Source organism: Flavobacterium movens (genome assembly GCF_039581425.1).
Lineage (GTDB): Bacteria > Bacteroidota > Bacteroidia > Flavobacteriales > Flavobacteriaceae > Flavobacterium > Flavobacterium luteolum.
Genome location: NZ_JBCPXY010000001.1, coordinates 459,130 through 481,548, shown reverse-complemented (window position 1 = coordinate 481,548; position 22,419 = coordinate 459,130). Strand labels below are relative to the sequence as shown.

The window sequence follows — 22,419 nt, the reverse complement described above, 5'->3', positions numbered from 1 at the left end:
CCTCAGCAACTCAGAACCTTAGTCCCTTAAATTAGCAGAACTCGTTAAACGCATCCTGTAAATTCTCAGCAATTAATTCAGCTGGACGTCCTTCAATGTGGTGACGCTCTAACATGTGAACCAATTCTCCGTTTTTAAACAAAGCCATAGATGGCGAAGATGGAGGAAATGGGAACATGTGTTGTCTTGCAGCATCAACAGCTTCTTTGTCCACACCTGCAAAAACAGTAATTAAATGATCTGGTTTTTTAGCATTATCCAAACTCATTTTTGCTCCCGGACGTGCATTTCTTGCAGCGCACCCGCAAACAGAGTTTACAACTACTAAAGTGGTACCTTCAGCTTTGATCGCATTCTCAACAGCTTCAGCACTATGTAAATCTTGAAAACCTGCAGCTGTTAATTCAGCTTCCATTGGTTTTACCATGTCTAGTGGATACATATTTTTTGTCTTTTAAATTGTACTTTTTGAACTGCAAAGTTACAAAGTTTACTCGCAACTAGTTACTTTGAAGTATAAAGTTTTGTTATAGTTCAATCGATTTACTTGAAAGTTGAAAAAGCATAAAGTTGAAAGCCTAAATTCTGTCTGTTTTTATTTAAAAACAACTTTAAATAAAGCCTTTATAAATGGCACTTTCGGGCATTTTAGGATCACTTGAAGATCTTCAAAAAGATTCGTTTCTTCATCTAAAAACTTAAAAATCAGTTCGGGATTTCCTTTTCTAAACAATGATGAAAAAATAGAACTTCCCAATTCGTTATGTCGATAAAGAATATCTAAAAGCAATAAATCGTAAAACCAAAACTTAGACTTTCTTTGAAAGTTCTTCATTTTAAAATCGTTGCTTTGAATAAACTCCACCAAATCGGAAGATTTTTTATCTGAGTTTTTAAAAGTATAACCTGTACTTGCTTTTGTCCAGCCGCCTGCAGTGCCAATATTCAAAACTCTTTTAGTATTTCTTTCCCAAAATGGATAACACGTCATTGGAATGCTTCCCTCCTCTTTTTCAATAATTTGATATTGGCTTACACCTTGCGTCTTCAAATAGATTTGAATCTCGTTTTCATATTCCTCTTTTGTCAGCAGTTTTTCCGAAAACAGCGTATATTCTACCAAAGCCTCCGTTTTTGAAGTCGGCAGCACATACATAAATCTTGTATTTTCTTTTTGTTCAACCGAAAAATCCATGAAAGTTACTTCTTCGGGATTGAAAACTTCTTCTTTCGTTTTTACAAACCAACCCACAAAATGCTGTTGCAAAACGGGATATTTATTCTGCCCTTCGGCGAAAGCCTTAGTATAAATACTATTGAATAAATAATTGCAGGTAAATCTATTTTCTTCTGTTCCTACAAAAACATGAGTTTCCAATTCGTTGATGTCGGTCACTTTTTCGTTTAAAAACGTAATATTCGATTGTTTTGAAATAGTTTCAAAAACGAAATTATAAAAATCTAATCCGTTGATTTTTTGGTATGAATAGGGTTTTAAATCTAGATCGCGTCTGAAATTCTCATTAGAAAAAAGAGCCGAATCCCATTTTTTTGAAATAACTGAATCCCAGATGCTTTCTTCTTTTTCCCAGAAACACCAAGTTCTGTCATTGGATTTCTTCAAATCCTGATCTAACAGTAAAATGGTTTTATCAGCGAATTTTCCAGACAGAATCATTTTATAAACTGTCATCAAAGATGCTAGTCCTGTGCCTGTAAAAATGTAATCGAAATGTGGGATTTGCGAAGAATTCATTCTCAAAAATAAGAAATTTTATTCTTTCCTTTTTTCTAAAAAAAACATAAAAGGACCGCAATTTATTATTTCGTTTTGCCGTTTGTTTACAATATGATTTAATTCTATCTTTAGTAGTACAAAAAATAAAATTTCTGCCTTATGCATAAATTGATCCTTTTCATTAAAACTTATGAACCTGATTTTAAAACCGTTTATAAGCTTTTAGATTCTATAGATGAGTTTAACAAAGACAGCATTCCGGTAGTTATTTCTGTAAACGATGAGCATTTTGGTTTCTTAAAAAAGGACTGTCATGAGAAATATAAAGTCTATCGCGATTCTGAAATCTGCAAAACAACAATTACCGAAGGATGGAGATATCAGCAAATCATAAAATGCAATGTTTACAAGCTTAATATCTGCGAAAATTATGTTGCTATAGATTCTGATGCTGTTTTTATAAAGGACTTTTATATTTCAGATTTTATGTATGACGAAAATACGCCATACACTATCATGCAGGAATCTAAAGATTTACTTGAAATAACAGAAAGAATTGGTATGGATTCTGAAAATCTGTTTTTTAAAAGAGCTTTGAGAGATACTCGTCCGTTTTTTGGAAATAAAGGTAAAGAATGGGATTATGGTCCATCTCCCTATATCTGGAATTGCAAGGTTTGGGAACATTTTAATGAAGTGTTCTTAAAAGAAATAAATCTCACTTTTGATCAATTTTTTACCGAAATAGACAAAAAAAGCTATTCCCCAAGTGATTGTGTCATCTATGGAGAATATCTGCTAAAGACCAGATTAATAGACATACTTCCTATTGGTAGCCTTTTTAAAGTTTATCATTACAAAAAGCAATATGCAATCGAAAAAAACCAGTTGAAACTTGAGCAATTGCGCAAAATTTATCTTGGACTTATTCACCAAAGCAATTGGCGAAGAAAGAAAAAAAAGTGGTATCGTTTTTTTTAATGAAAATGCTATCCTACAAAAGAATTTCAGATGATAAAGGCAAGTAAAGTTTATTTGGTATTTCTAAACGGAAAATCTAATGCCGGCGGTGCAGAACGGATGGTTCATTATTTGGACGAATATCTCAAAAGCCGAAAGATTTTGACTGAAATAATAAATGAGGATCGTTTAAAAAACACTTTTATCGGAAAGCTATACTGGAAATTATTCAATAAAAGACATTTCGAAAAACGAAGAGCAAAATATATTGCAAGATTTGCAACTGCTTTTCTTTGGCTTAATTATCGATCAAATAAATTAGTCATTAGCAATGGCGAACCCACAGCTTATTATCCAACCGATTACGTAATTTCTCATGGTTGTTATCATAAAATGGAACTGGACTACGGAAGAAAAGATCCTAGATTAAGTAGAGTGGCCAAATTGCAAATGATAGCCTGCAAAAATGCCAAGAAAATAATCGCTGTTGAAGACAATGTCAAAAAAGATCTAATACAATACTATGGAATTAATGAAAATAAAGTAAGTGTAGTGCCAAATTGTATTGATAAGACTAATTTTTATCCCATAAAAAAAACTTCAACCAATTTTAAAACAGTTGTATATATTGGCCGACTCGAATACGGAAAAGGCATTTCAGAATTGCAGGAACTAGCAAGACTTGTTGAACAGCAAAACGATTGGAGGCTTCTTATTGCCGCAAACAATCCTTCAAATACTGAACTTTTTAAAAATCTAAAAAATACCGAAATCTTAGTTGGATTAACAATAGACAATATCAACGAACTGGCTTATTCACTAGCAGATATTGTTTTCTATCCTTCGTATTCAGAAAGTTTTGGAATGGTAACTATCGAAGCGCTTGCTTGCGGAAGACCAATTGCAGGAAACGCCGTAGGCATTCTTCCAAAATTAGTCAAAAACAAACAACCTGGCGCTTATTTGCTTCCTAAAGAAATCGATGAGAATATTTTTCAGTTTTTTGATCATTGCATTGAAGATTCAAAAAAATTAAGCCCAGAGGAGATTCATGAAATGACAATGAAAAAGTTTAGCGTTGAATCTTATTTTGAACAAATGGATAAGCAGTTTACTAATTAAACCAACTGATTATCAATACAAATATTTTTGATTTTAAAAATTGCTTATGAGAATTTTATATTTCTATCCTGAAAATCCGCTGCACAAGGCAAAAGGAAATAACGCAAGAGCCTTGTCATTATTAGAATATTTTAAATCAAGAAATATTACTGTTGATTTTGTTGGTGTTGAAACAGACCTATTTACTACAAATGAAATCAACAAACTCAAAGAAGAAAAACTAATTTCTAACGGTTATTTTCTTCCTGTTTTTATCAGAAAAAAAAATAAGCTGAAGTATTTCTTTCAGTACTCCCTTCCGAATAAAATCAAAGGAAAAATTGGTTTGTTTGATAATATCCGTTCCGGTCATATTCCTGCTTTTAATGAAGCCTTAAAAGAGAATGAATATGATGTTATTTTGATCTCTTATTTGTATTGGTCAAAACTAATCAAGAATAATCCGTATCTGAAAAAGGCAAAATTAATAATTGATACGCACGATTTCCTTACTTCGCAATTTCAGAAAAAAAAGAAGTTCCAATTAGGTAAGTTTTTTGAAACAGAAATAAAACTCTTAAATTCTTATGATAAAATTTTAGTGATTTCTCCAGAAGAAAAATACCTTTTCTCTCAATTTATTGATAAAGAAATCGCATTGATAACCCATAGCTTGCCGAAAAAAAGCAATTTAAAAACAGATAGTAAGTACGACATTATCTATGTTGCCAGCGAAAACGAACATAACACCAAAGCGGCCAAATGGTTCTTTGATCATGTTTATCCTTTACTTTCAAAATCACTAAAAATTGCTGTAATTGGAAAAATCACTAAATTCATAGATGATTACCCAAATGTGGAGAAAATTAGTTTTATCGAAAATCTTGATGATGCTTACGCTCAGTCTAAAATCGCAATATGTCCAATGCTGAGCGGAACGGGAATCAAAATCAAGGTAATCGAAGCTTTGTCTCTTGGACTTCCGGTAGTGTGCAATGAAAGAGGCGTTGACGGATTAATAAATAAGTCTAATAATGGCTGTTTGGTTTCAAATGATCCGAATGAATTTGCTAATCAGATCAATACATTACTAACCGATGCCGTTTTTTATACTAAAATCAGTTCTGAAGCCAATGCCTATTTTAGTGCTCATCATAGTATTGATGCAACTTACAGCTTATTAGACAATGTATTTGAATTACAGCGATTCTAATTTTAAAAACAATGCTTCTAAAGCATGATTTGAGAATGGTTCAAGACTTTCTCCAGAGTTTTGCTGCAATTCCAGCCAAAGCGATTTGTTTCCATATAGATTAAGTATCGCCGAAGCAAATTCCTCTTTAGCATCGTAAATCAAAGCATTTCTTTCTTGAACCAGCTTCATGCCTTCCGCACCAATTGATGTCGTAACAACTGGCAGATAATACTCAAAAGCCTGCCCTATTTTTCCTTTTACCCCAGCACCATATCGCAAAGGAGCAACCATCATTTTATTTGTATTAAATAGTGGTTTTATATCACATACATGACCTTTAAAAATAAATCTAGAATCTTGAATGTTTTTAAGCTTCTCATTAAGATTGCCTATAATATTTACTTTTATAGTTTTATTTGTCTTCCAAACCAGCGGCATTATTTCGTGATATAAATAATTGACAGCGTCAACATTGGGTTCATGCTGCGAGCCTATAAAAAGCAAGTCTTCACGATCTTCAAAAGGCAAAAGTTGATCTTTACTGACTTTTAAATAATGGATATTAGAAAGTATCATCAATTTGCGTTCATCGATATACTTTGCCATAATTTCATTTTCGACATTAGAAATAGTCAGTACCAAATCTACTTTTCTGGCAAGTCTTGTTTCGATCCAAAAAAACTTCAAATAGTTTTTTGTTAATGAAATTCGGCTGGGATTAATCTTAATTGCTCTTTTGTACCTTAGAAAATGAATATCTACCATATCATAAAGTGACGTAGCTAGCGGAAAAATTTTGGATACTTTTTTTACATTACGTCCCAAAGCTTTTGCTCCGTAATACCACACAAAATCAACTTTAGGGAGTGATGCTATAAAATCAAAATAGTTCGAATACTGATTGTTTTCTACAAAAACGACAGCGCCTAACTTACTGAAATAAGTAACATAACCATTATCTCGAAAGGTATCTTTTGAACAAATAATACAATTGTAATCTTTGCTTTTAAAAAACAATATAATCTCTTTCAGTCTGTTAGAACCCGAATCATGTTCAGGAGCTGGCATATGAATATTGAAAAAAACAATAGTTTTATTTGATGGGTTGTAAGTATTATAATTTGGAATTGATTGATCGTGCTGGTTCCTAATTTCTTCTTTTCGTTTATAATAGCGCTTAATATTTTTAAATATCCCCATATTATCCTCTTATATAAGCTTAATTTTCTCTCTATTTTTAATAATGAAATGATCTGAATCTCAGTAAATTCAACATCTTACTTCATTCTTAAAACTCTTTCCATAATTTTTATATTGTATGAGAACATTATAAAAAGCTGTTAATTAACAAAGCAAAAAACATATTAAACTGATTATCAATATCTTTTTTAACTTGCAAAGCTTTACAACAATTTACAAATAAATTTTAAAAAATACCGCGCAAACAGCGTTATTTATTTCATTGTCAAAGAACTAATCCAAAACTACTATTTCAATTTCTCCAACAGAATTTTAAACTCTTTTGAGCTTAAATAAATATTATATTGGAAAATGATTTCGCTTTTCTCATTCAAAACACATAAAGTCGGATAGGCAATCTGATTATTGATTGTTCCAAGCTCTAATGCCAATTCATGTACTCCAACATTATTTCCTGAAGGCTTGTACTTAAAAATATGGTTATTGAATGTAATATCTCGCTTTTCCTCGGCATTGAAATCAATAAAATAGAAACCGGAGTTTAATTTTTCGATTATTTCCTGATCTTTAAAAGTTACGGATTTCATTCTCTGGCAAAATTGACACCAATCGGTATGAATGAAAACAATGGTTTTTCGTTTTTGAATTTGCTGTAAGCTGCCTATTTCTTCAAAAGTGCTGCTTTTTAATTGGCAGAACCCTGTTGAAGTTATTCCGAAGAGAATTAAGAGAAACAGCTTTTTCATTTTTTTTGTCTTGTTTGCCACAAATTACACGAATTTACGCAAATTAAAATTCGTGATAATTCGTGTAATTTGTGGCAAAATTTAGTTTAAATCTTTTACCTAAAGGTATATCTCAATCCTAAAAATCCACGAATAGTTTGGTTCTGTCCATATACATACGTCGTATCAAATGTCAAACCGTAGGGATTATCAGGCGTAACCAGAACTTTTCCTGCCGAATCGTATTGCACATTTTTGTCGAAAGGATCATTGGTTCTCGAAATCAAAAACGGATTATTCTGTTTCGGAGTAAAATTCAACAGATTCTTAATTCCTCCATAAACTTCAAAATCCTTCCATCCCGAATAGGTAAACTGAATATTTTGAATACTATACCAAGGCGAATTTGGACTTCTTGGATCGGTTTCGCTCAACAAAGGCAATTTCATCGGACTGTAAACATTCCCAGTATAATCCATCGACAAGTTCCAAGGCTGAATTTTATACGAAATGCTCCAAGTTCCGGTGAAATTCTCCGTCAAATAAGGTCTTTCAGAAATCCCGTTTTCAACGTTTTTATTGTCTAAAACCGTGGCTCCGATAATAAACTTTAATCCCGATGGAAAATTAAGATCAATATTCGTACTGATTCCTTGACTTAAGGCGTAACCATCAATATTGTCGTAAATGATTTTGTTGGGATCTGTTTCATAATCAGAAATAATCTTATTGCTAAATCTCGTGTAAAAAGCAGTCGTTTCAATTCCCATAAACGTTCCATTGCCAAAATTGATTTTCTGAATATAATTCAAATTCACATTTATAGACTGTTCGGGTTTCAAATCATTTTTAATAATGACGTCTCTAGAACCCGTTAAAGCCGCATGATCTTCGGTAAATAAATTCACAACACGAAATCCAGTTCCTGCATTTAATCTAAAAATGGTGTTTTCGTTTGCCTTAAATCTGTAAGCAAATCTTGGTGTAAAAATAGATCCGTGAATCGAATTGTAATCGTAACGCATTCCCAGCAAAACCTGACTTTTTGGAGAAAAGGCAATTTCGTCTTGAACAAAAATTCCTGGAAGCCAAGTATTTTCAGCTTCTTTTGTTGCAGTTGTGTTATCGTCGTAGTACATGTATCGGCTTGCAATTCCTGCTAATAAATCGTTTCGACCAATTTTTTTATCCCAAGTCAGCTGTAAAAATCCAATTTTCTGATTGGCAATATAAGATGTTGTTCCATAACGGCTGTCCTGAAAATGCACATTTCCAGAGAACGAAAGCATCAGTTTTTCTTCAAACGGCAATTGATAACTTCCAATTAATTCAGCTCTTTTGGTGTAAATGCTTTCACCGTAAATTTCATCTCCGCCACGGTATTTTTTCTCCCAACGAATATCTCCGCCCCAGCGATCTTCATACATTCCGCGCACAGCAATGGTAAAAAGGCGATTTTGATTTCGCTGAAAACTCCATTTATTAAAAATCGAAATACGTTCAGAAAGCGTTACATCGGTAAAATTATCTTTGTCTTTATCGATTACTTGATCATAGTTGAAGTAATTAACACCAATAAGCGAAATCGCCTTTTTTCCCGCATTAAATTTCATTCCCAAATCTAGATTACTTTCAAAATAAGAAGTCGTAAAATAATCGGCAGAAAAAACGGGTGCGTTAATTGGATTTTTAGTAATGATATTAATTAATCCTCCAACCGCTTCACTTCCATAAAGAGATGAGGCTGGACCTTTTACAATTTCGATTCGTTCCACCAAAGAGTTCGGAATTCCAGACAAGCCATAAACCGTAGAAAGACTGCTCACAATTGGCATTCCGTCGATCATCACCAAAGTATACGGACCTTCCAATCCGTTGATATGAATGTCGCCTGTGTTACAAACGCCACAATTGAGTTGCGGACGAACGCCGTTTATGTTCTGAAGCGCATCGTAAATACTTGGTGTTGGATTTTTCTTGAAGAATGTTGGTGAATACACCTCAACAGGAACGGCACTTTCTAATCGTTTTACAGGTTTTAACGTTCCTGAAACCACCACTTCGTTCAATTGATTTTGATCTTCTTCCAATTCAAAATCAAGATTCAGATTTTCATTTTCTACAATTGTAATTCTATGGGTTATGGGTTTAAATCCTGTTGAGGTTACGTTTATTTTATAAGTTCCGTTTGGGATATTTTCTAATTTATAAAATCCCAAAGAATCAGCTTGTGTTCTAAAGTTTGTATTTAATAAACGAATGGTAATTTCCTGATCAATAGGAAGTATACTTTCTACTTTTCCAGTAATATTTTGAGAGAAAACACTTTTTGTTGCAATTATTAATATTGTCAAAAATAAATATTTCATTATTATAAAATTAAATTTAGACAAAACTAAAAATTAAATTTGACAAACAATTATTCTTGGTTTAAAAAATTTAAACTGATTTAATTCAAGACGTTGGATTTTTGATTTTTATGATGTATAGGACGTTGAATTGCGTCCAGCTTTAGCTGGATGAAAATATAATCGTAGACAAAAGGGCTTTAGCCAAACATATAGATTTGGCTAAAGCTCTTTTTAATTAAAATCTAAACACCTAGCTGAAGCTAGGAGCTATTCAAAAAAATTTAACTTTAAAAATCTTCGTCAATAAGTTCCTTATTTATTACAGCTCCTGCGAACGAACCTGTAGAAACCGCAATGGCCACAGATCGCATTTGCGTTGTACAATCTCCGCTAGCAAAAACTCCAGCAATAGTTGTTTTCTGCATCACATCCACTTTCAACAATCCTTGTTCAGTAATAGCACATCCCAAAGTCTCAGGAATTGGACAATGCTGCTCAAAAGGCGGTCTTGCATAAATAGCTTTAACCTCCACTTTTTCTCCATTCTTAAAAATGATGTTTTTAATATAACCTTCCTTATGCTCAAAAGACTCTATTTCTTCTTCAAAAATCTGAACTCCATGCTTTTTGAGTATTTCAGTTTGTTCTAGACTCAATTCCGATTTTCCATTGGTGCATAATCTCAGGTCTGTTGTCCAATTCGAAATCAGTTTAGCATATTCAAATCCCATTTCTCCATTGGCAATAATTGCTGTTTTTTCGTTTTTAACTTCATAACCATGACAATACGGGCAATGCAAAACCGAAATTCCCCAACAAGCTGCAAAACCCTCAATTTCAGGAATCAGGTCCTTAACTCCAGTTGCAAACAATACTTTTCTCGAAGTAAAAACAGCTCCCGATTCGGTTGTAATTTCAAAACCGCTTTCCGTCTTAACTGCTTTTACAGCAAGTCCGTTAAAAAATTGAACCGTTTTATAAATGTCTACTTGCAATTTGGCTTTCGCAGAAATAACTGCTGGCTTCTCACCATCTTGTGTAATAAAATTATGAGAATGCGGTGTTTGTCTGTTGCAAGGCAAACCGCTATCGATAACCAAAACCTGACGCAAGGAACGTCCTAAACTCATTGCGGCAGATAATCCGCTATAACTGCCACCAACGATAATCACTTCAAAATGCTTCTGTTCCATATTTCTATTTTTAATGATTTTGTTTTTTATGTAATTTATAATTGATTAAATGCCCGATGATCATTCCGATTCCTCCAAAATAGATCAGATCAAGATGAATTTCTAAAAAAAGTTCTGCCAAAATACTAATCCAAATCAGCGCCATTGAAACAACCAAAATGGACGATACCAAAAGAGCTGATTTTTTTATAATTTTGAGAATTGCAAATAAACCTATCGAAGCAAATAGTAAATCTATAATTGGGTTGTGACTCAAGCCTAAAGGGAGAATCGTTAAAAGAGGAAAAATCAAGCAATGCACCAGACAAATGGTTGCGCTAGAAATTCCTAAAATATCGTAAAAGGATGTGCTTATTTTCTTCATTATGTGTACTTTTGCTTAATGCAATTTTGTTGCAAATATATACAATTTTATCAACTGCAACATTGTTGCGTTTAAATTTTAATTTCGTAAAAAATGAAGACTACACGTAATACCGCAGCAAAGACGGCTGTTTTAGAAGTGTTTGAGAAATCTAAAACCGCTCTTTCACATACCGAAATTCAGAAACAATTAAATGATTTGTGCGATCGCGTTACCATTTACAGAATTTTGGACCGTTTGATCAATGAAGATGTAATTCATAAAATTTCAAATTTGGATGGAACGGTGAAGTATGCCAAATGCAATCATTCGCATCAGCGTGTACACATTCACAACCATGCCCACTTTAGCTGCGAGAATTGCCACGAAATTACTTGTCTTGAGACTGTAAAACCGAGCTACATTATGCCGCACAATTATAAAGTTAACGAAATCAATTTTACGTTATCAGGATTGTGTCCGAATTGTTTAAATTCTAACATTTAACTTTTAGACTCGTCTAAAAATATTGTTTCGCGAATATAATTTTTCTCTATATTTGTGAAAACAATACTTTTACAATGACCAAATCTTTAGAAGAAGTTCACGAATCGGTTGCTACACAAAATAAAAAAAAGGGTTTTAGAAAAATTTTAGCTTTCTTAGGTCCCGCTTATCTAGTAAGTGTCGGCTACATGGATCCAGGAAACTGGGCGACTGATATTGCCGGCGGAAGCCAATTCGGATACACTTTAGTCTGGGTTTTATTAATGAGTAACTTAATGGCTTTGCTATTGCAGAGTTTGAGCGCGCGCCTCGGAATTGTAACGCAGCGTGACCTTGCGCAAGCCTCTCGAGAAACCTATTCCAAATACATCAACTACATTTTATATTTTCTTGCCGAAATTGCAATTGCTGCCTGCGATCTTGCAGAAGTTCTCGGAATGGCAATCGGAATTAATCTTCTTTTCGGAATTCCGTTACTCGAAGCTGTCCTAATTACCGTTTTAGACACCTTTTTATTGCTTTTCCTGATCAATAAAGGAATTCGCAAGATGGAAGCCTTTATTATTGCTTTAGTTGCCATAATTGGCTTTTCTTTTATTTTTGAAATGATTTTTGCAGAACCAGAAATGGGCAAAGTTTTAGCAGGACTTATTCCTTCGATTCCAAATTCAGCCGCTTTATATATTGCTATCGGAATTATTGGAGCAACTGTTATGCCTCACAACTTGTATTTGCATTCGTCCTTAGTACAAACACGAAAATTCGATAGAACGCCTGCCGGAATCAAACAAGCTTTAAAATACAATTTAATCGATTCGACCATTGCCTTAAACCTAGCTTTCTTCGTAAATGCTGCTATTCTGATTCTTGCCGCCGCGACTTTCCATAAAAACGGAATGTATGAAGTGGCCGAAATTCAAGATGCGCATCAATTTCTTGAACCATTGTTAGGAACCAAATGGGCACCAATCTTATTTGCCGTTGCCTTAATCGCCGCAGGGCAAAGTTCGACTGTAACTGGCACACTTGCCGGACAAATTGTAATGGAAGGTTATCTGCATTTCAGAATTCAGCCTTGGGTCCGAAGAATCATAACGCGTTTAATTGCTATTATTCCTGCCGTAATCGTAATTTTAATTTATGGCGAAAGCGTAACAGGAAAACTTTTAATTCTAAGTCAGGTTATTTTAAGTTTACAGCTCGGATTTGCCATTATTCCCCTTATACACTTTGTAAGCGACAAGTCAAAAATGAATGGTTTTCATATTTCCAGAACCACTCAGATCGTTTCCTGGATTATTGCCACGATCATTGTTTCTCTGAATGCGAAATTGGTTTATGACGAAATCACTTCGTGGTTAGCAAGTTCAAATCATCCAATGGTGCTTTGGTTTACGGTAGTTCCACTAGCTTTTGGATTCGCTGCTTTATTGCTGTATATCGTCTTCAAACCATTTATCGCCAAATTCAAATCAAAAACAATAAATCATTCACCACACCATCTTAAATTGAAGTTTTCGCCAAGAAAAAGTCAGAGCATTCAAAACATCGCTATTTCTGTAGATTTCTCACATGCTGACGAAGCTGCTTTAAACAAAGCCTTCGAATTGGGTGGCATTGACACAGAATATACCCTCATTCACATTGTAGAAACGGTTGGTGCTTTAATGTATGGCGTTAATATTCACGATCATGAAACTACAATCGACGAAAAGTTATTATTAAAATATAAAGAAATGCTTTCCGAAAAAGGGTTCAAAATTAAAACCGAACTTGGATTTGGAAAACCAAACAGCATAATTCCGAAAATTATAAACGAAGGAAGTTTCGATATTCTAGTCATGGGAACCCACGGCCACACTGGATTGAAAGATATTCTTTTCGGCACAACAGTAGATAAATTGAGACATAAAATTTCGATACCTTTGTTGATTGTTAAATAAAAGGTGCTGAGGTACTGAGTCGCTAAAGTTCTAAGGTTTCTCTCGAAAACTTTAAAACAAAACCTTAGGACATCAGCCCCTTAGAATCTTAGAAGCTTAAAAAAAATGACCTTTTCAGAAGAAAACTACTTAAAATCGATCTATCACCTGACAGCCGCTTCGGAAACTGAAGTCAGCACCAATGCTATTGCAGAAATTATGGAAACAAAAGCTTCCTCTGTAACCGATATGCTAAAAAAACTGGCGGAGAAAGATTTGGTTAATTATAAAAAATACCAAGGGGTTTCTTTAACCGAAAACGGAAAACTGGCCGCAAAAATGATTGTGAGAAAACACCGTCTTTGGGAGGTTTTTTTGGTTGAAAAACTAAACTTTAGCTGGGATGAGGTTCACGATATTGCAGAACAGTTAGAACATATCAAATCAGAGCAACTAATTAATCGTTTGGATGATTTTCTTGGAAATCCTACTGAAGATCCGCACGGTGATCCAATTCCAGATGCAAATGGGCGAATCATTAAAATCGAGAAACACCTTTTATCTGAGCTTGAAGAGAATCAAGCGGGAGTTTGTGTTGGCGTAAAAGATACTTCTTCAGAGTTTTTGAAATATCTGGACAAACAAGGAATCGCTTTGGGTTCAAAAATTGAATTGCTTTCTAAAGAATCTTTCGATCTATCAGTAAGAATTAAAGTGAATGATAGAGAATTATCGATTTCTAATAAAATTGCTTCTAATTTGTTTGTGAAGTTAGTTTAAGAGTAATTACACAGAGATTCACAAAGAAGTTTCACAGAGATGCGCTAAGAGTTTTAATAAGATTCTTTTGTTAGGCTTAGCGAATTCGAAGTTTCGCAAAGAGGATTCACCAAACTTGGGCTTCGACTTCGGTCAGCCTGACAAATTAGTTATTATTAAACAATCCCCTTTTCAATCATTTCCAGCATAACTGGCGAAGCATTTTTAAAAGTTGGCGCTTGCTCAATAATACTTCCTGCGTTCTTTTTATTTACTTTAAACGTAACATCATCGTCAGTTGTAAACAAAAGCGCAGTTAAAAAAGGATTTTTGATGTGTGTGCCTAAAATCAATAAGGCTTCATCTAAAGTGTGAATGCTTTCTATTTCTTTTGTTTTATATCTAAAAGTAAGCGAAATTGAGAATGTATTATCTTCATTGAGAACCAATCGGAAATAAACATTTTTAAGCTCTGTATCGCCCATAGTTTTGGCCAAAGTCAGTTTTGCGAAAGTTCCTTTTTGGATGCTTTCTTTAACTCGTTCACAAAAAAGGGCAAATATTGGTTCGTACATTTTTTTTAAAGGTGCTAAGGTTCTGAGATGCTAAAGTTTTACAATCTTTGTCTATAGTTTTACCACAAAGTTGCACAAAGACTTCGCAAAGTTACACAAAGATTTATATATTTTTTTTCTTTGTGAATCTCTGTGAAGTCTTTGTGCAACTTTGTGAAATAACTTATTTTCCTGTAAATTCAGCTTTACGTTTTTCTAAAAATGCTGTAGTTCCTTCTTTAAAATCTTGTGTTCCGAAGCATTTTCCGAATGATTTTATTTCGACATCAAAACCGTTTTTACCATCTGCAAAATTGGCGTTGATTGCTTTTATAGCTTTTCCAATAGCGAAAGGTGCATTTTTGATGATTTTCTGCGCGATCACATTTGTAAATGACAGTAATTCTTCCTGAGGCACAACATGGTTTACTAAACCATAATCTTTTCCTTGTTCGGCAGTAATCATCGCTGCTGTCATGATCATTTCCATTGCACGCCCTTTTCCAATTAATTGTGGTAAACGCTGCGTCCCTCCATAACCAGGAATTAACCCTAAAGTAACTTCCGGAAGTCCCATTTTTGCATTATCCGAAGCAATTCTGAAATGACAAGCCATTGCCAATTCTAATCCACCTCCTAATGCAAATCCGTTTATTGCAGCAATAACTGGCTTTTTTAATCCTTCGATCATATCAAATAACGATTCCTGACCTTCAGCTGCCAATTGTGCGCCTTCAACAATAGTATAATTAGCAAATTCTGAAATATCAGCTCCGGCAACAAATGCTTTTTCGCCACTTCCTGTTAAGATAATAACGCGGATATCTTCATTTTTACCCAGTAATTTAATCGCTTTACTCAGATCGCTAATAGTTTCTTTGTTTAAAGCATTTAATTTTGCTGGTCTGTTTATGGTAACGGTTGCGATATTCCCTTCAATAGAAATTAAAAGATTTTCGTAGTTCATGATGCTTTATTTTATGAGTTGGTGATAGGGAGAGAAACTGTAAATGTGGTTCCTTTTCCGTAAGTTGACTCAAAGGTAATTGTTCCTTTGTAATTTTCGATAATGTTTTTGATAATTCCTAGTCCAAGTCCCATACCGCTGGTTTTGGTAGTAAATTTTGGCTCGAAAATTCTTCCGATATCTTGCTTCTGAATACCGATTCCGTTGTCTTTTACCGCAATTTCAACATTATTGTCTCGCCTTTTTACTGATACAACAATTGATTTCTGAAACTGACTTTCAGGAATGGCCTGAGTGGCATTTTTAACTAAATTGGTAATCACACGAATCAATTGCGTACGATCCATTTTAGAAATGATTTCCTCTTCTTCTTTCTCGAAAGAAATATAATCTTCGTTGAAAATATCTAAAGCCAATTCGACAACCTCAACAACATTTAAAGTTTCATTTTGCTGTGCAGGCATCGAAGCAAAGTTCGAAAATGCCGAAGCAACAGCCGTCATGGTATCTATTTGCTGAATTAAAGTTTCAGAATAATCATTCATTTTTTGTTTCACATCTGGAGCAGAAGGATCAAATTTTCTCTGGAAACTCTGAACCGTCAAACGCATTGGCGTAAGCGGATTTTTAATTTCGTGCGCAACTTGTTTTGCCATTTCGCGCCAAGCTTCTTCACGTTCGCTTTGCGCTAGTTTAATTGCACTCGTTTCGAGTTTATCCACCATTCCGTTGTACGCTTTGATCAGAAAGTTGACTTCTTTACTATTAGCTTCTAACACAATTTTTTCGTTTTTCTGATCCAAGTTGGTTTCTTCCAAACGATCTGAAATGGTTTTCAGCGATTTTGTGATATAAGTCGAAAGGAAATATGCCAAAGCAAAAGCGACAATCAGCATAAAAGAATACACCTGACTTAGACGAATTAAGAAAGTATTCAACTCGTTATCATAATAACCATCATCTTCTAAATATGGAAGATTTAAGATTCCGAGTGGTTTGAATTTTTCGTCTTTAATTAAACTGTACGAAGATCGGTTTTTGACTCCGTCGATGGTTTTAATATCAACAAAACGTTTTTCGATAGAAGAACGAACCAGTTTAAGAATATATTCTGGAATTGGAGGTGCAATTTTATCAACTGCAAAAGACTCTTTGGATGATTTTAAAAGTTTTCCATCCAAACTGTAAATATTGATTTCGATTTTATGAATCTGTGCCAACTCATGAATTTTATCTTTAAAAATTAAATCTAAATTCTGAGTTTTTAATGGATAAGTTGTAGTTGCCAGAACATAATTGATGTGTTCTTTTACCGCATTTTCTTTTCGTTCTAAACGTTCCTGATGATATTCTTTGGCTTCAGTTTTAAACTGAATAATCGAAATCGAAGCCAATAAAAAAGATGCCACAACAATCAATACAATCATCGACAGGAAAATCCTGGTACGAAGCGAAAGCATTGACATTTTGAAGTTTAGCATTTTGTTTTTGTTTTGTTCGTTTCAGGTTTCAAGTTCCAGGTTATGTTGCGTTTGGCAACTTGAAACTTGAAACCTGAAACTAAAAAAACTATTTTCTCTCTCTAATTCTTTTATAAAAACGGAATCCCAGCATAATTAAAACCGAGAATAAAATAATTCCGATTACGCCGAAAATCCAGTTGATGGCACTTTTTAACACTACTAAAAAGACAACAGCAAATAATATAATAGTTGCGCCTTCATTCCACAAACGCATAAAATTATTGGAATATTTTACTTCATCTCTTTGTAATTGCTTAAAAATCTGATGACATTTTCCGTGATATAAATATAATAGGAAAACGAAACATAATTTTACGTGCATCCACGGCATTTTGATCCAAACGCTTCCCGCATCTGTAAAAAACAGCATCCAAAAAGCAAAGATGCTTGCCAAAACCGCCGATGGCCATGTAATGATATACCACAAACGGTAGGCCATTATTTTGTATTGTGCCTGTAGAATTTCTTTTTCTGGCGAAGGTTTTTCATTGGCTTCAATCTGATACACAAATAAACGCACAATATAAAATAGACCCGCAAACCAAGTAATCACGAATATAAGATGCAGCGATTTTAGATAGTTATAGTATTCCATCATTTTTTAAAAGTCGATTTTTTAAAAAGATCAATGATCTCTTTGCCATAATTTTCATCTTCATACACTATTGAAGCGACAAAGATTTTGTCTCCAAATCCTTTCGAAAAAATTACTGCTGTAGCAACTGTTTTTCCGTCTTCAGTAACTTCGATTTTAGATTTTCTAAACTCCAAACCCGAAATTTTTTCACTGCTTACCGAGTAATCTCCCATTTTACCTTTTGGATAAACTTTTCCAATGTCTTTTAAAAGGAGAAAATCTTTTAATCTCATCTTTAGATCAACTCCACGAGCATCTCCTCCGGTAGGATAGTTTTCGTAGTTTGCAGAAAAGTAATTGGCTTCATCTCTTTTAAAAGCTACAATGGAGTTTTCTTTTTTAACCAAAGCTGTATCTCCCTTTACTTCTCCTTTTTCTTTTTGGATTACTTTTTCATAATCATCAGGAATTGCAATTTCCCAATTGAAGGTTTTATCAAAAAAACGATTATTTTCAAAAGTGTTTTTCTTTTTGCATCCAATTATTGTTACTAAAGCAAAAAGCAAGATCGAAAAATATTTTAATCTATTCATTTATAAAAATTAAAATTATTTAGCCCAATCGTTAATCCAACTAGCAACTGTTTCGCACCATTCATCATCATCGTTCAAGCAAGGAATTGCTAAAAACTCTTCTCCTCCATTTGCTTCAAAATCTTCTTTGGCACGCATTGCGATTTCCTCTAAAGTCTCTAAACAATCGGTAACGAAAGCTGGAGTTACAACCGCAATTTTCTTAATTCCTCTAGCTGGCATATTGTCAATTTCAACATCTGTATATGGTTCAAGCCATTTATCGCCCGCCAATCTTGACTGGAAAGTCACACAATATTTCTCTTTTGGAATTCCCAATTGTTCAACTACCAAACGAGTTGTTTCATAACAATGTGTTCTATAGCAGAATTCTGCTTCTGGAGTTCCTACTTCACAACACATTTCGTTGGTTACGAATTTTTTATGCGATTTTGTTTTATCTGTTTTGCGAACGTGACGCTCTGGAATTCCGTGATACGAAAACACCAATTGATCATAATCGAAATCTCGTAAATGTTTTTTGATTGAATCTGCAACATTTTTGATGTAGTCTGGTTTATTGAAAAACGCTGGAACATCTGAGAATTTCATGTGAGGGAATTTCTTCTTACGAATTTCTTCGGCTAAAACCAAAATGGTCAAAGTAGAAGCCATTGCATATTGAGGATATAAAGGGAAAAGCAATACCTCAGTAACACCTTGATCGCTCAATTCCTGTAAACCTTTTTCGATTGTCATTGATCCGTAACGCATTGCAAGCGAAACTGGAATATTTGATAAAGGCTGTACTTTTTTGTGCATTCTTTCAGAAAGAACAATTAGTGGCGAACCTTCTTTCCACCAGATTTTCGCGTACGCGTGAGCCGATTCTTCTGGTCTTTTTCTTAAAATAATACCGCGAACTAATAATGCTCTCAATAAATACGGAACGTCGATCACGTATTTATCCATTAAAAATTCATCTAAATAGGGTTTTACATCTTTTGGTGTTGGACTGTCTGGTGATCCTAAGTTTATTAAAAGTGCGCCTTTCATTATGTGTTTTTTGCTTTAGGCTTTAAGCACTAGGCTTTAAGCTTTTTATTTGTTTTTAAAAATTTCGGCAAAAGTAAACGCTGTACTTTATTCGAAATATGATAATTATTACTTTTTAATTATGTTCTTATTTATAAAACTAATGCTTTTCTAACATTTTAGTTTTTATAGGTATTAAATAATTCTTTTAATGATTCATAATCTTCTTCTGTTCCAAAATCTTCTGTATTAATATTGTTTTTAGAACTTATAAAATAAGAATGACCGCACCAAAGACAAATTTTAGCGATGCCTGAAACTTTATCGTTTTTTCTAAAAACTAAAAAATCTCTATACTCAGGTGCACAAGCTTTCATTGTTCCAAAAACTTTTAAAGAAATTTTTTCTACGAAAATATCATTCTTTAAATAATCTACATCTTTCTGAGATAAATCAAACTTCGAGAATCCTCTTGAATTAATAATTTCATAAAAAACTTCATTATTTAACTTCTCTGGAAATTCAGAATAAAGAATATCGTTTATAATAGAATCTTTAATCCCATTTCTATTATTCTCCTCTATTTCTTTTTCTTTGCTTTTATTCAATGAATAATATTCAACACTATCAAAATCAAAGAACATTTTATCTTCTTTTGATTTACAAGAAAGTATTACGAAAAGCAATAAAACAACTGAGTACTTTCTAATCATTAAACATTCGCATTAATCGACATCAAATATTTTTTTGGTGTTGTTCCGAATTTCTTCTTGAAAGCTGCTATAAAATGGCTTCCCGTGCTATAGCCAATCTTCAGTCCTACTTCGTTTACATTATATGAACCGCTGTCTAAAAGTTTTCTGGCGAAATCCATTTTATAATCGAAAAGGAAACCGTAAACTGTATCGCCGTAAATCTGTTTGAAACCCATTTTGAGTTTTTTCAAATTCAAACCAATTTCATCTGCCAATTCTTGCAATCCTGGCGGTTCGGCCATATTAGCGATTACAATTTCTTTGGCTTTTCTGATTTTCAAAACATTGTCTTCATCAATCAAAAACGGACATTGTTCTGCATTTGGATCTTCTGTTCTGTTGAAATATAAACTCAACAATTCATATCCTTTCCCTTTGTAATAAAGGTTTTTTATCGAAGGGTGAAGATTATAATGAAACAACTGACTTAGTACAATAGCCATTGACGGACTGATATTTCCTTCGTTATAATACTTTTTATCCTTATTGTCAGGACTTAAAAAAGTAATATAATCAGCTTCGGCAGAAAATAACGCATGAAATTTCTTGATGGAGACAATTACTGAAATCGCCCACGAGTTTGGAGCCAACTCTAGATTTAGCGGCAATTCTTTCTGTGGATTGTATAAAAGCAACGATTTTTCTTCTTTCAATTCTAAAGCGTAATTGCCTTGATTGAATAAAAATTTTGCGTTTCCTTTTATCCCGAAGTGAAACTGTATCAGGCCAGTACCTATTATTTCGTGCTGTGCATAGAAAGGTTCAGAACCATCATTTTGAAAACGGATCAGCGTAAAGTCGTCTTCAATTTTTATAACTTCTTGAGAACTCATAGCGATATTTTTTTGAAACGAAAATCAAAACAAACTCAAAATGTTATTTAGAACGACTCTAAACTAATCACTTCAAACGAGTTGATTTTGCTACAAAAGTAGTCCTTTTTACTCAAAAACACCTATTTAGGTTCAAAAAAACATACAGCGACATAAAAAGTACTTTTAGCGTTATTTTTATCGATGGTATAGTAATAATTTTGTTGCACTTTTATGAAAGTGAATTTATGGAAAACAATAACGTACCGAAACACCTTTATTTTTACTCAGTTGGTCTGAGTTATAAAAAAGCTGATGCTGAGGTTAGAGGTCAATTTAGTTTGGACGCCGTTGCGAAAACTCGCCTGCTAGAACAAGCTAAAAACGATGGAATAGAAAGTTTACTAGTTACTTCAACTTGCAACAGAACTGAAATCTACGGTTTTGCTGAACATCCATTTCAATTAATAAAACTTATTTGCGACAATAGTAACGGATCTGTAGATGCTTTTCAAAAAGTGGGTTTCGTTTACAAAAATCAAGAAGCAATTAATCATATGTTTCGCGTAGGAACTGGCTTAGACAGTCAGATCTTAGGCGATTTTGAAATTATATCTCAAATAAAAACCAGTTTTACGCATTCAAAGTCAATGGGATTAGCCAATGCTTTTATGGAAAGATTGGTAAATGCGGTAATTCAGGCGAGCAAAAGAATCAAAACGGAAACAGAAATCAGTTCTGGTGCTACTTCGGTTTCTTTTGCATCTGTACAATATATTTTGAAGAATGTTGAAGATATCAGCAACAAAAACATTTTACTTTTTGGGACTGGTAAAATCGGAAGAAATACGTGCGAAAATTTAGTAAAACATACTAAAAACGAGCATATCACTTTGATCAACAGAACTAAAGATAAAGCAGAGAAATTAGCAGGAAAATTAAATTTGATTGTTAAAGATTATTCTGAATTGCATTTAGAACTTCAAAAAGCCGATGTTGTCGTTGTTGCAACTGGCGCACAAAACCCAACGGTTGACAAAGCGATTTTAAATCTTAAAAAACCTTTATTGATTCTGGATTTATCGATTCCGAAAAACGTTCATGAAAATGTTGAGGAATTAGAAGGTGTAACTTTAATCCACATGGATTATTTGTCTCAATTGACAGATGAAACTCTAGAAAACAGAAAATTACACATTCCGGCCGCTGAAGCGATCATCGAAGAAATCAAAGAAGAATTTGTTACTTGGATGAAAGGAAGAAAATTTGCTCCGACAATTAATGCTTTAAAAGAGAAATTAAACGCTATTAAAGCTTCGGAACTAGATTTTCAAAGTAAAAAAATCGCCGATTTTAACGAAGAACAAGCTGAAATCATCAGTAACAGAATCATCCAGAAAATCACTACTCATTTTGCCAATCATTTAAAAGACGACGATACCATGGTTGACGAAAGCATCGAATGGATCGAAAAAGTCTTCAAAATAAAAGCATCTTAAAATTTAGTTTTACCATTAAGAGATTAAGAAAATTAAGTCCAAGCTTTGTCAAGAGAATTAAGTCAAACAATTTTTGACACAAAGCTTAATTAACTTAATGTCTTAATGTCTTAATGGTGAAAAAACAATAA

General features: G+C 33.6%; 22 protein-coding genes. 7 read left to right on the top strand and 15 right to left on the bottom strand.

Annotated features, from left to right (window positions below):
• Positions 1-31: 31 nt before the first annotated feature.
• Both AAYQ05_RS02090 and AAYQ05_RS02085 read right to left on the bottom strand, forming a co-directional pair.
• Complete coding sequence (locus tag AAYQ05_RS02090) at positions 32-442, bottom strand: BrxA/BrxB family bacilliredoxin (RefSeq protein ID WP_111284876.1); 411 nt, start codon at positions 440-442, stop codon at positions 32-34.
• Between the two features lie 153 nt (positions 443-595).
• The gene (locus tag AAYQ05_RS02085; RefSeq protein WP_343540831.1) at positions 596-1,756 is read right to left on the bottom strand and encodes a lycopene cyclase family protein; all 1,161 of its coding nucleotides are present in this window, start codon (positions 1,754-1,756) and stop codon (positions 596-598) included.
• Positions 1,757-1,897: 141 nt separating this feature from the next.
• On the opposite strand from AAYQ05_RS02085, the gene AAYQ05_RS02080 reads away from it, so the two are divergent.
• The 3 genes from AAYQ05_RS02080 to AAYQ05_RS02070 are packed head-to-tail and all read left to right on the top strand — an operon-like array spanning position 1,898 to position 5,012.
• The gene (locus tag AAYQ05_RS02080; RefSeq protein ID WP_343540829.1) at positions 1,898-2,719 is read left to right on the top strand and encodes a DUF6492 family protein; all 822 of its coding nucleotides are present in this window, start codon (positions 1,898-1,900) and stop codon (positions 2,717-2,719) included.
• A gap of 30 nt (positions 2,720-2,749) precedes the next feature.
• A complete protein-coding gene (locus tag AAYQ05_RS02075) occupies positions 2,750-3,820 on the top strand; it encodes a glycosyltransferase family 4 protein (RefSeq protein ID WP_343540827.1) in 1,071 nt (356 codons plus the stop codon).
• Between the two features lie 46 nt (positions 3,821-3,866).
• Complete coding sequence (locus tag AAYQ05_RS02070) at positions 3,867-5,012, top strand: glycosyltransferase (protein WP_343540825.1); 1,146 nt, start codon at positions 3,867-3,869, stop codon at positions 5,010-5,012.
• Here AAYQ05_RS02070 and AAYQ05_RS02065 read toward each other — a convergent pair.
• The 5 genes from AAYQ05_RS02065 to AAYQ05_RS02045 all read right to left on the bottom strand — a co-directional run bounded on the left by AAYQ05_RS02065 (position 4,998) and on the right by AAYQ05_RS02045 (position 10,827).
• Positions 4,998-6,194: a glycosyltransferase gene (locus AAYQ05_RS02065; RefSeq protein WP_343540823.1), complete on the bottom strand. Its 1,197-nt coding sequence runs from the start codon at positions 6,192-6,194 to the stop codon at positions 4,998-5,000. The genes AAYQ05_RS02070 and AAYQ05_RS02065 overlap by 15 nt on opposite strands.
• 287 nt (positions 6,195-6,481) lie before the next feature.
• Entirely contained in the window at positions 6,482-6,940 is a 459-nt protein-coding gene (locus AAYQ05_RS02060; RefSeq protein WP_343540821.1) for a thioredoxin family protein, read from the bottom strand.
• Between the two features lie 95 nt (positions 6,941-7,035).
• Complete coding sequence (locus tag AAYQ05_RS02055) at positions 7,036-9,288, bottom strand: TonB-dependent receptor (RefSeq protein ID WP_343540819.1); 2,253 nt, start codon at positions 9,286-9,288, stop codon at positions 7,036-7,038.
• 269 nt (positions 9,289-9,557) lie between these two features.
• Positions 9,558-10,463, bottom strand: coding sequence for an NAD(P)/FAD-dependent oxidoreductase (locus tag AAYQ05_RS02050; protein ID WP_343540818.1), 906 nt, complete (start codon positions 10,461-10,463; stop codon positions 9,558-9,560).
• A gap of 10 nt (positions 10,464-10,473) precedes the next feature.
• A complete protein-coding gene (locus AAYQ05_RS02045; protein WP_281634302.1) occupies positions 10,474-10,827 on the bottom strand; it encodes a MerC domain-containing protein in 354 nt (117 codons plus the stop codon).
• 93 nt (positions 10,828-10,920) lie between these two features.
• Between AAYQ05_RS02045 and AAYQ05_RS02040 the strand changes: the two genes are divergently transcribed.
• The 3 genes from AAYQ05_RS02040 to AAYQ05_RS02030 all read left to right on the top strand — a co-directional run bounded on the left by AAYQ05_RS02040 (position 10,921) and on the right by AAYQ05_RS02030 (position 14,015).
• On the top strand, positions 10,921-11,313 hold the full coding sequence (locus AAYQ05_RS02040; protein ID WP_177211585.1) for a Fur family transcriptional regulator: 393 nt from the start codon (positions 10,921-10,923) through the stop codon (positions 11,311-11,313).
• Positions 11,314-11,387: 74 nt separating this feature from the next.
• Complete coding sequence (locus AAYQ05_RS02035; RefSeq protein ID WP_343540815.1) at positions 11,388-13,256, top strand: Nramp family divalent metal transporter; 1,869 nt, start codon at positions 11,388-11,390, stop codon at positions 13,254-13,256.
• Between the two features lie 105 nt (positions 13,257-13,361).
• On the top strand, positions 13,362-14,015 hold the full coding sequence (locus AAYQ05_RS02030; protein ID WP_343540813.1) for a metal-dependent transcriptional regulator: 654 nt from the start codon (positions 13,362-13,364) through the stop codon (positions 14,013-14,015).
• Positions 14,016-14,170: 155 nt separating this feature from the next.
• On the opposite strand, the gene AAYQ05_RS02025 is transcribed toward AAYQ05_RS02030, so the two are convergent.
• From AAYQ05_RS02025 to AAYQ05_RS01990, 8 genes are all read right to left on the bottom strand, one after another.
• Positions 14,171-14,569: a hypothetical protein gene (locus tag AAYQ05_RS02025; RefSeq protein ID WP_343540812.1), complete on the bottom strand. Its 399-nt coding sequence runs from the start codon at positions 14,567-14,569 to the stop codon at positions 14,171-14,173.
• 163 nt (positions 14,570-14,732) lie between these two features.
• On the bottom strand, positions 14,733-15,515 hold the full coding sequence (locus AAYQ05_RS02020; RefSeq protein WP_343540811.1) for an enoyl-CoA hydratase/isomerase family protein: 783 nt from the start codon (positions 15,513-15,515) through the stop codon (positions 14,733-14,735).
• An 11-nt stretch (positions 15,516-15,526) separates the two neighbouring features.
• Positions 15,527-16,942 (bottom strand): sensor histidine kinase, encoded by a 1,416-nt coding sequence (locus AAYQ05_RS02015; protein ID WP_177212541.1) that lies wholly within the window; start codon positions 16,940-16,942, stop codon positions 15,527-15,529.
• A 142-nt stretch (positions 16,943-17,084) separates the two neighbouring features.
• The gene (locus tag AAYQ05_RS02010; protein WP_177211580.1) at positions 17,085-17,633 is read right to left on the bottom strand and encodes a CopD family protein; all 549 of its coding nucleotides are present in this window, start codon (positions 17,631-17,633) and stop codon (positions 17,085-17,087) included.
• A complete protein-coding gene (locus AAYQ05_RS02005) occupies positions 17,633-18,208 on the bottom strand; it encodes a hypothetical protein (protein WP_343540810.1) in 576 nt (191 codons plus the stop codon). The genes AAYQ05_RS02010 and AAYQ05_RS02005 overlap by 1 nt, the downstream gene beginning before the upstream one ends.
• 15 nt (positions 18,209-18,223) lie before the next feature.
• Positions 18,224-19,243: a ferrochelatase gene (hemH, locus tag AAYQ05_RS02000; protein ID WP_343540809.1), complete on the bottom strand. Its 1,020-nt coding sequence runs from the start codon at positions 19,241-19,243 to the stop codon at positions 18,224-18,226.
• Positions 19,244-19,401: 158 nt separating this feature from the next.
• Positions 19,402-19,935: a hypothetical protein gene (locus AAYQ05_RS01995; RefSeq protein ID WP_343540807.1), complete on the bottom strand. Its 534-nt coding sequence runs from the start codon at positions 19,933-19,935 to the stop codon at positions 19,402-19,404.
• Positions 19,935-20,810, bottom strand: a complete 876-nt coding sequence (locus tag AAYQ05_RS01990; RefSeq protein ID WP_111368228.1) for an AraC family transcriptional regulator — start codon at positions 20,808-20,810, stop codon at positions 19,935-19,937. The genes AAYQ05_RS01995 and AAYQ05_RS01990 overlap by 1 nt, the downstream gene beginning before the upstream one ends.
• A gap of 227 nt (positions 20,811-21,037) precedes the next feature.
• On the opposite strand from AAYQ05_RS01990, the gene hemA reads away from it, so the two are divergent.
• Positions 21,038-22,288 (top strand): glutamyl-tRNA reductase, encoded by a 1,251-nt coding sequence (gene hemA, locus AAYQ05_RS01985; RefSeq protein WP_073410229.1) that lies wholly within the window; start codon positions 21,038-21,040, stop codon positions 22,286-22,288.
• Positions 22,289-22,419 lie beyond the last annotated feature (131 nt).

Excerpts from the sequence above, each read along its gene's own strand:
- AAYQ05_RS02045 (WP_281634302.1), bottom strand. The coding sequence starts at position 10,827 with ATGAAGAAAATAAGCACATCCTTTTACGATATTTTAGGAATTTCTAGC.
- hemA (WP_073410229.1), top strand. The coding sequence starts at position 21,038 with ATGGAAAACAATAACGTACCGAAACACCTTTATTTTTACTCAGTTGGT.
- AAYQ05_RS02035 (WP_343540815.1), top strand. The coding sequence starts at position 11,388 with ATGACCAAATCTTTAGAAGAAGTTCACGAATCGGTTGCTACACAAAAT.
- AAYQ05_RS02055 (WP_343540819.1), bottom strand. The coding sequence starts at position 9,288 with ATGAAATATTTATTTTTGACAATATTAATAATTGCAACAAAAAGTGTT.
- AAYQ05_RS02075 (WP_343540827.1), top strand. The coding sequence starts at position 2,750 with ATGATAAAGGCAAGTAAAGTTTATTTGGTATTTCTAAACGGAAAATCT.
- AAYQ05_RS02080 (WP_343540829.1), top strand. The coding sequence starts at position 1,898 with ATGCATAAATTGATCCTTTTCATTAAAACTTATGAACCTGATTTTAAA.
- AAYQ05_RS02090 (WP_111284876.1), bottom strand. The coding sequence starts at position 442 with ATGTATCCACTAGACATGGTAAAACCAATGGAAGCTGAATTAACAGCT.
- hemH (WP_343540809.1), bottom strand. The coding sequence starts at position 19,243 with ATGAAAGGCGCACTTTTAATAAACTTAGGATCACCAGACAGTCCAACA.
- AAYQ05_RS02065 (WP_343540823.1), bottom strand. The coding sequence starts at position 6,194 with ATGGGGATATTTAAAAATATTAAGCGCTATTATAAACGAAAAGAAGAA.
- AAYQ05_RS02070 (WP_343540825.1), top strand. The coding sequence starts at position 3,867 with ATGAGAATTTTATATTTCTATCCTGAAAATCCGCTGCACAAGGCAAAA.
- AAYQ05_RS01995 (WP_343540807.1), bottom strand. The coding sequence starts at position 19,935 with ATGATTAGAAAGTACTCAGTTGTTTTATTGCTTTTCGTAATACTTTCT.
- AAYQ05_RS02005 (WP_343540810.1), bottom strand. The coding sequence starts at position 18,208 with ATGAATAGATTAAAATATTTTTCGATCTTGCTTTTTGCTTTAGTAACA.
- AAYQ05_RS02040 (WP_177211585.1), top strand. The coding sequence starts at position 10,921 with ATGAAGACTACACGTAATACCGCAGCAAAGACGGCTGTTTTAGAAGTG.
- AAYQ05_RS02060 (WP_343540821.1), bottom strand. The coding sequence starts at position 6,940 with ATGAAAAAGCTGTTTCTCTTAATTCTCTTCGGAATAACTTCAACAGGG.
- AAYQ05_RS02010 (WP_177211580.1), bottom strand. The coding sequence starts at position 17,633 with ATGGAATACTATAACTATCTAAAATCGCTGCATCTTATATTCGTGATT.
- AAYQ05_RS02015 (WP_177212541.1), bottom strand. The coding sequence starts at position 16,942 with ATGATTGTATTGATTGTTGTGGCATCTTTTTTATTGGCTTCGATTTCG.
- AAYQ05_RS02025 (WP_343540812.1), bottom strand. The coding sequence starts at position 14,569 with ATGTACGAACCAATATTTGCCCTTTTTTGTGAACGAGTTAAAGAAAGC.
- AAYQ05_RS02050 (WP_343540818.1), bottom strand. The coding sequence starts at position 10,463 with ATGGAACAGAAGCATTTTGAAGTGATTATCGTTGGTGGCAGTTATAGC.
- AAYQ05_RS02020 (WP_343540811.1), bottom strand. The coding sequence starts at position 15,515 with ATGAACTACGAAAATCTTTTAATTTCTATTGAAGGGAATATCGCAACC.
- AAYQ05_RS01990 (WP_111368228.1), bottom strand. The coding sequence starts at position 20,810 with ATGAGTTCTCAAGAAGTTATAAAAATTGAAGACGACTTTACGCTGATC.
- AAYQ05_RS02030 (WP_343540813.1), top strand. The coding sequence starts at position 13,362 with ATGACCTTTTCAGAAGAAAACTACTTAAAATCGATCTATCACCTGACA.
- AAYQ05_RS02085 (WP_343540831.1), bottom strand. The coding sequence starts at position 1,756 with ATGAATTCTTCGCAAATCCCACATTTCGATTACATTTTTACAGGCACA.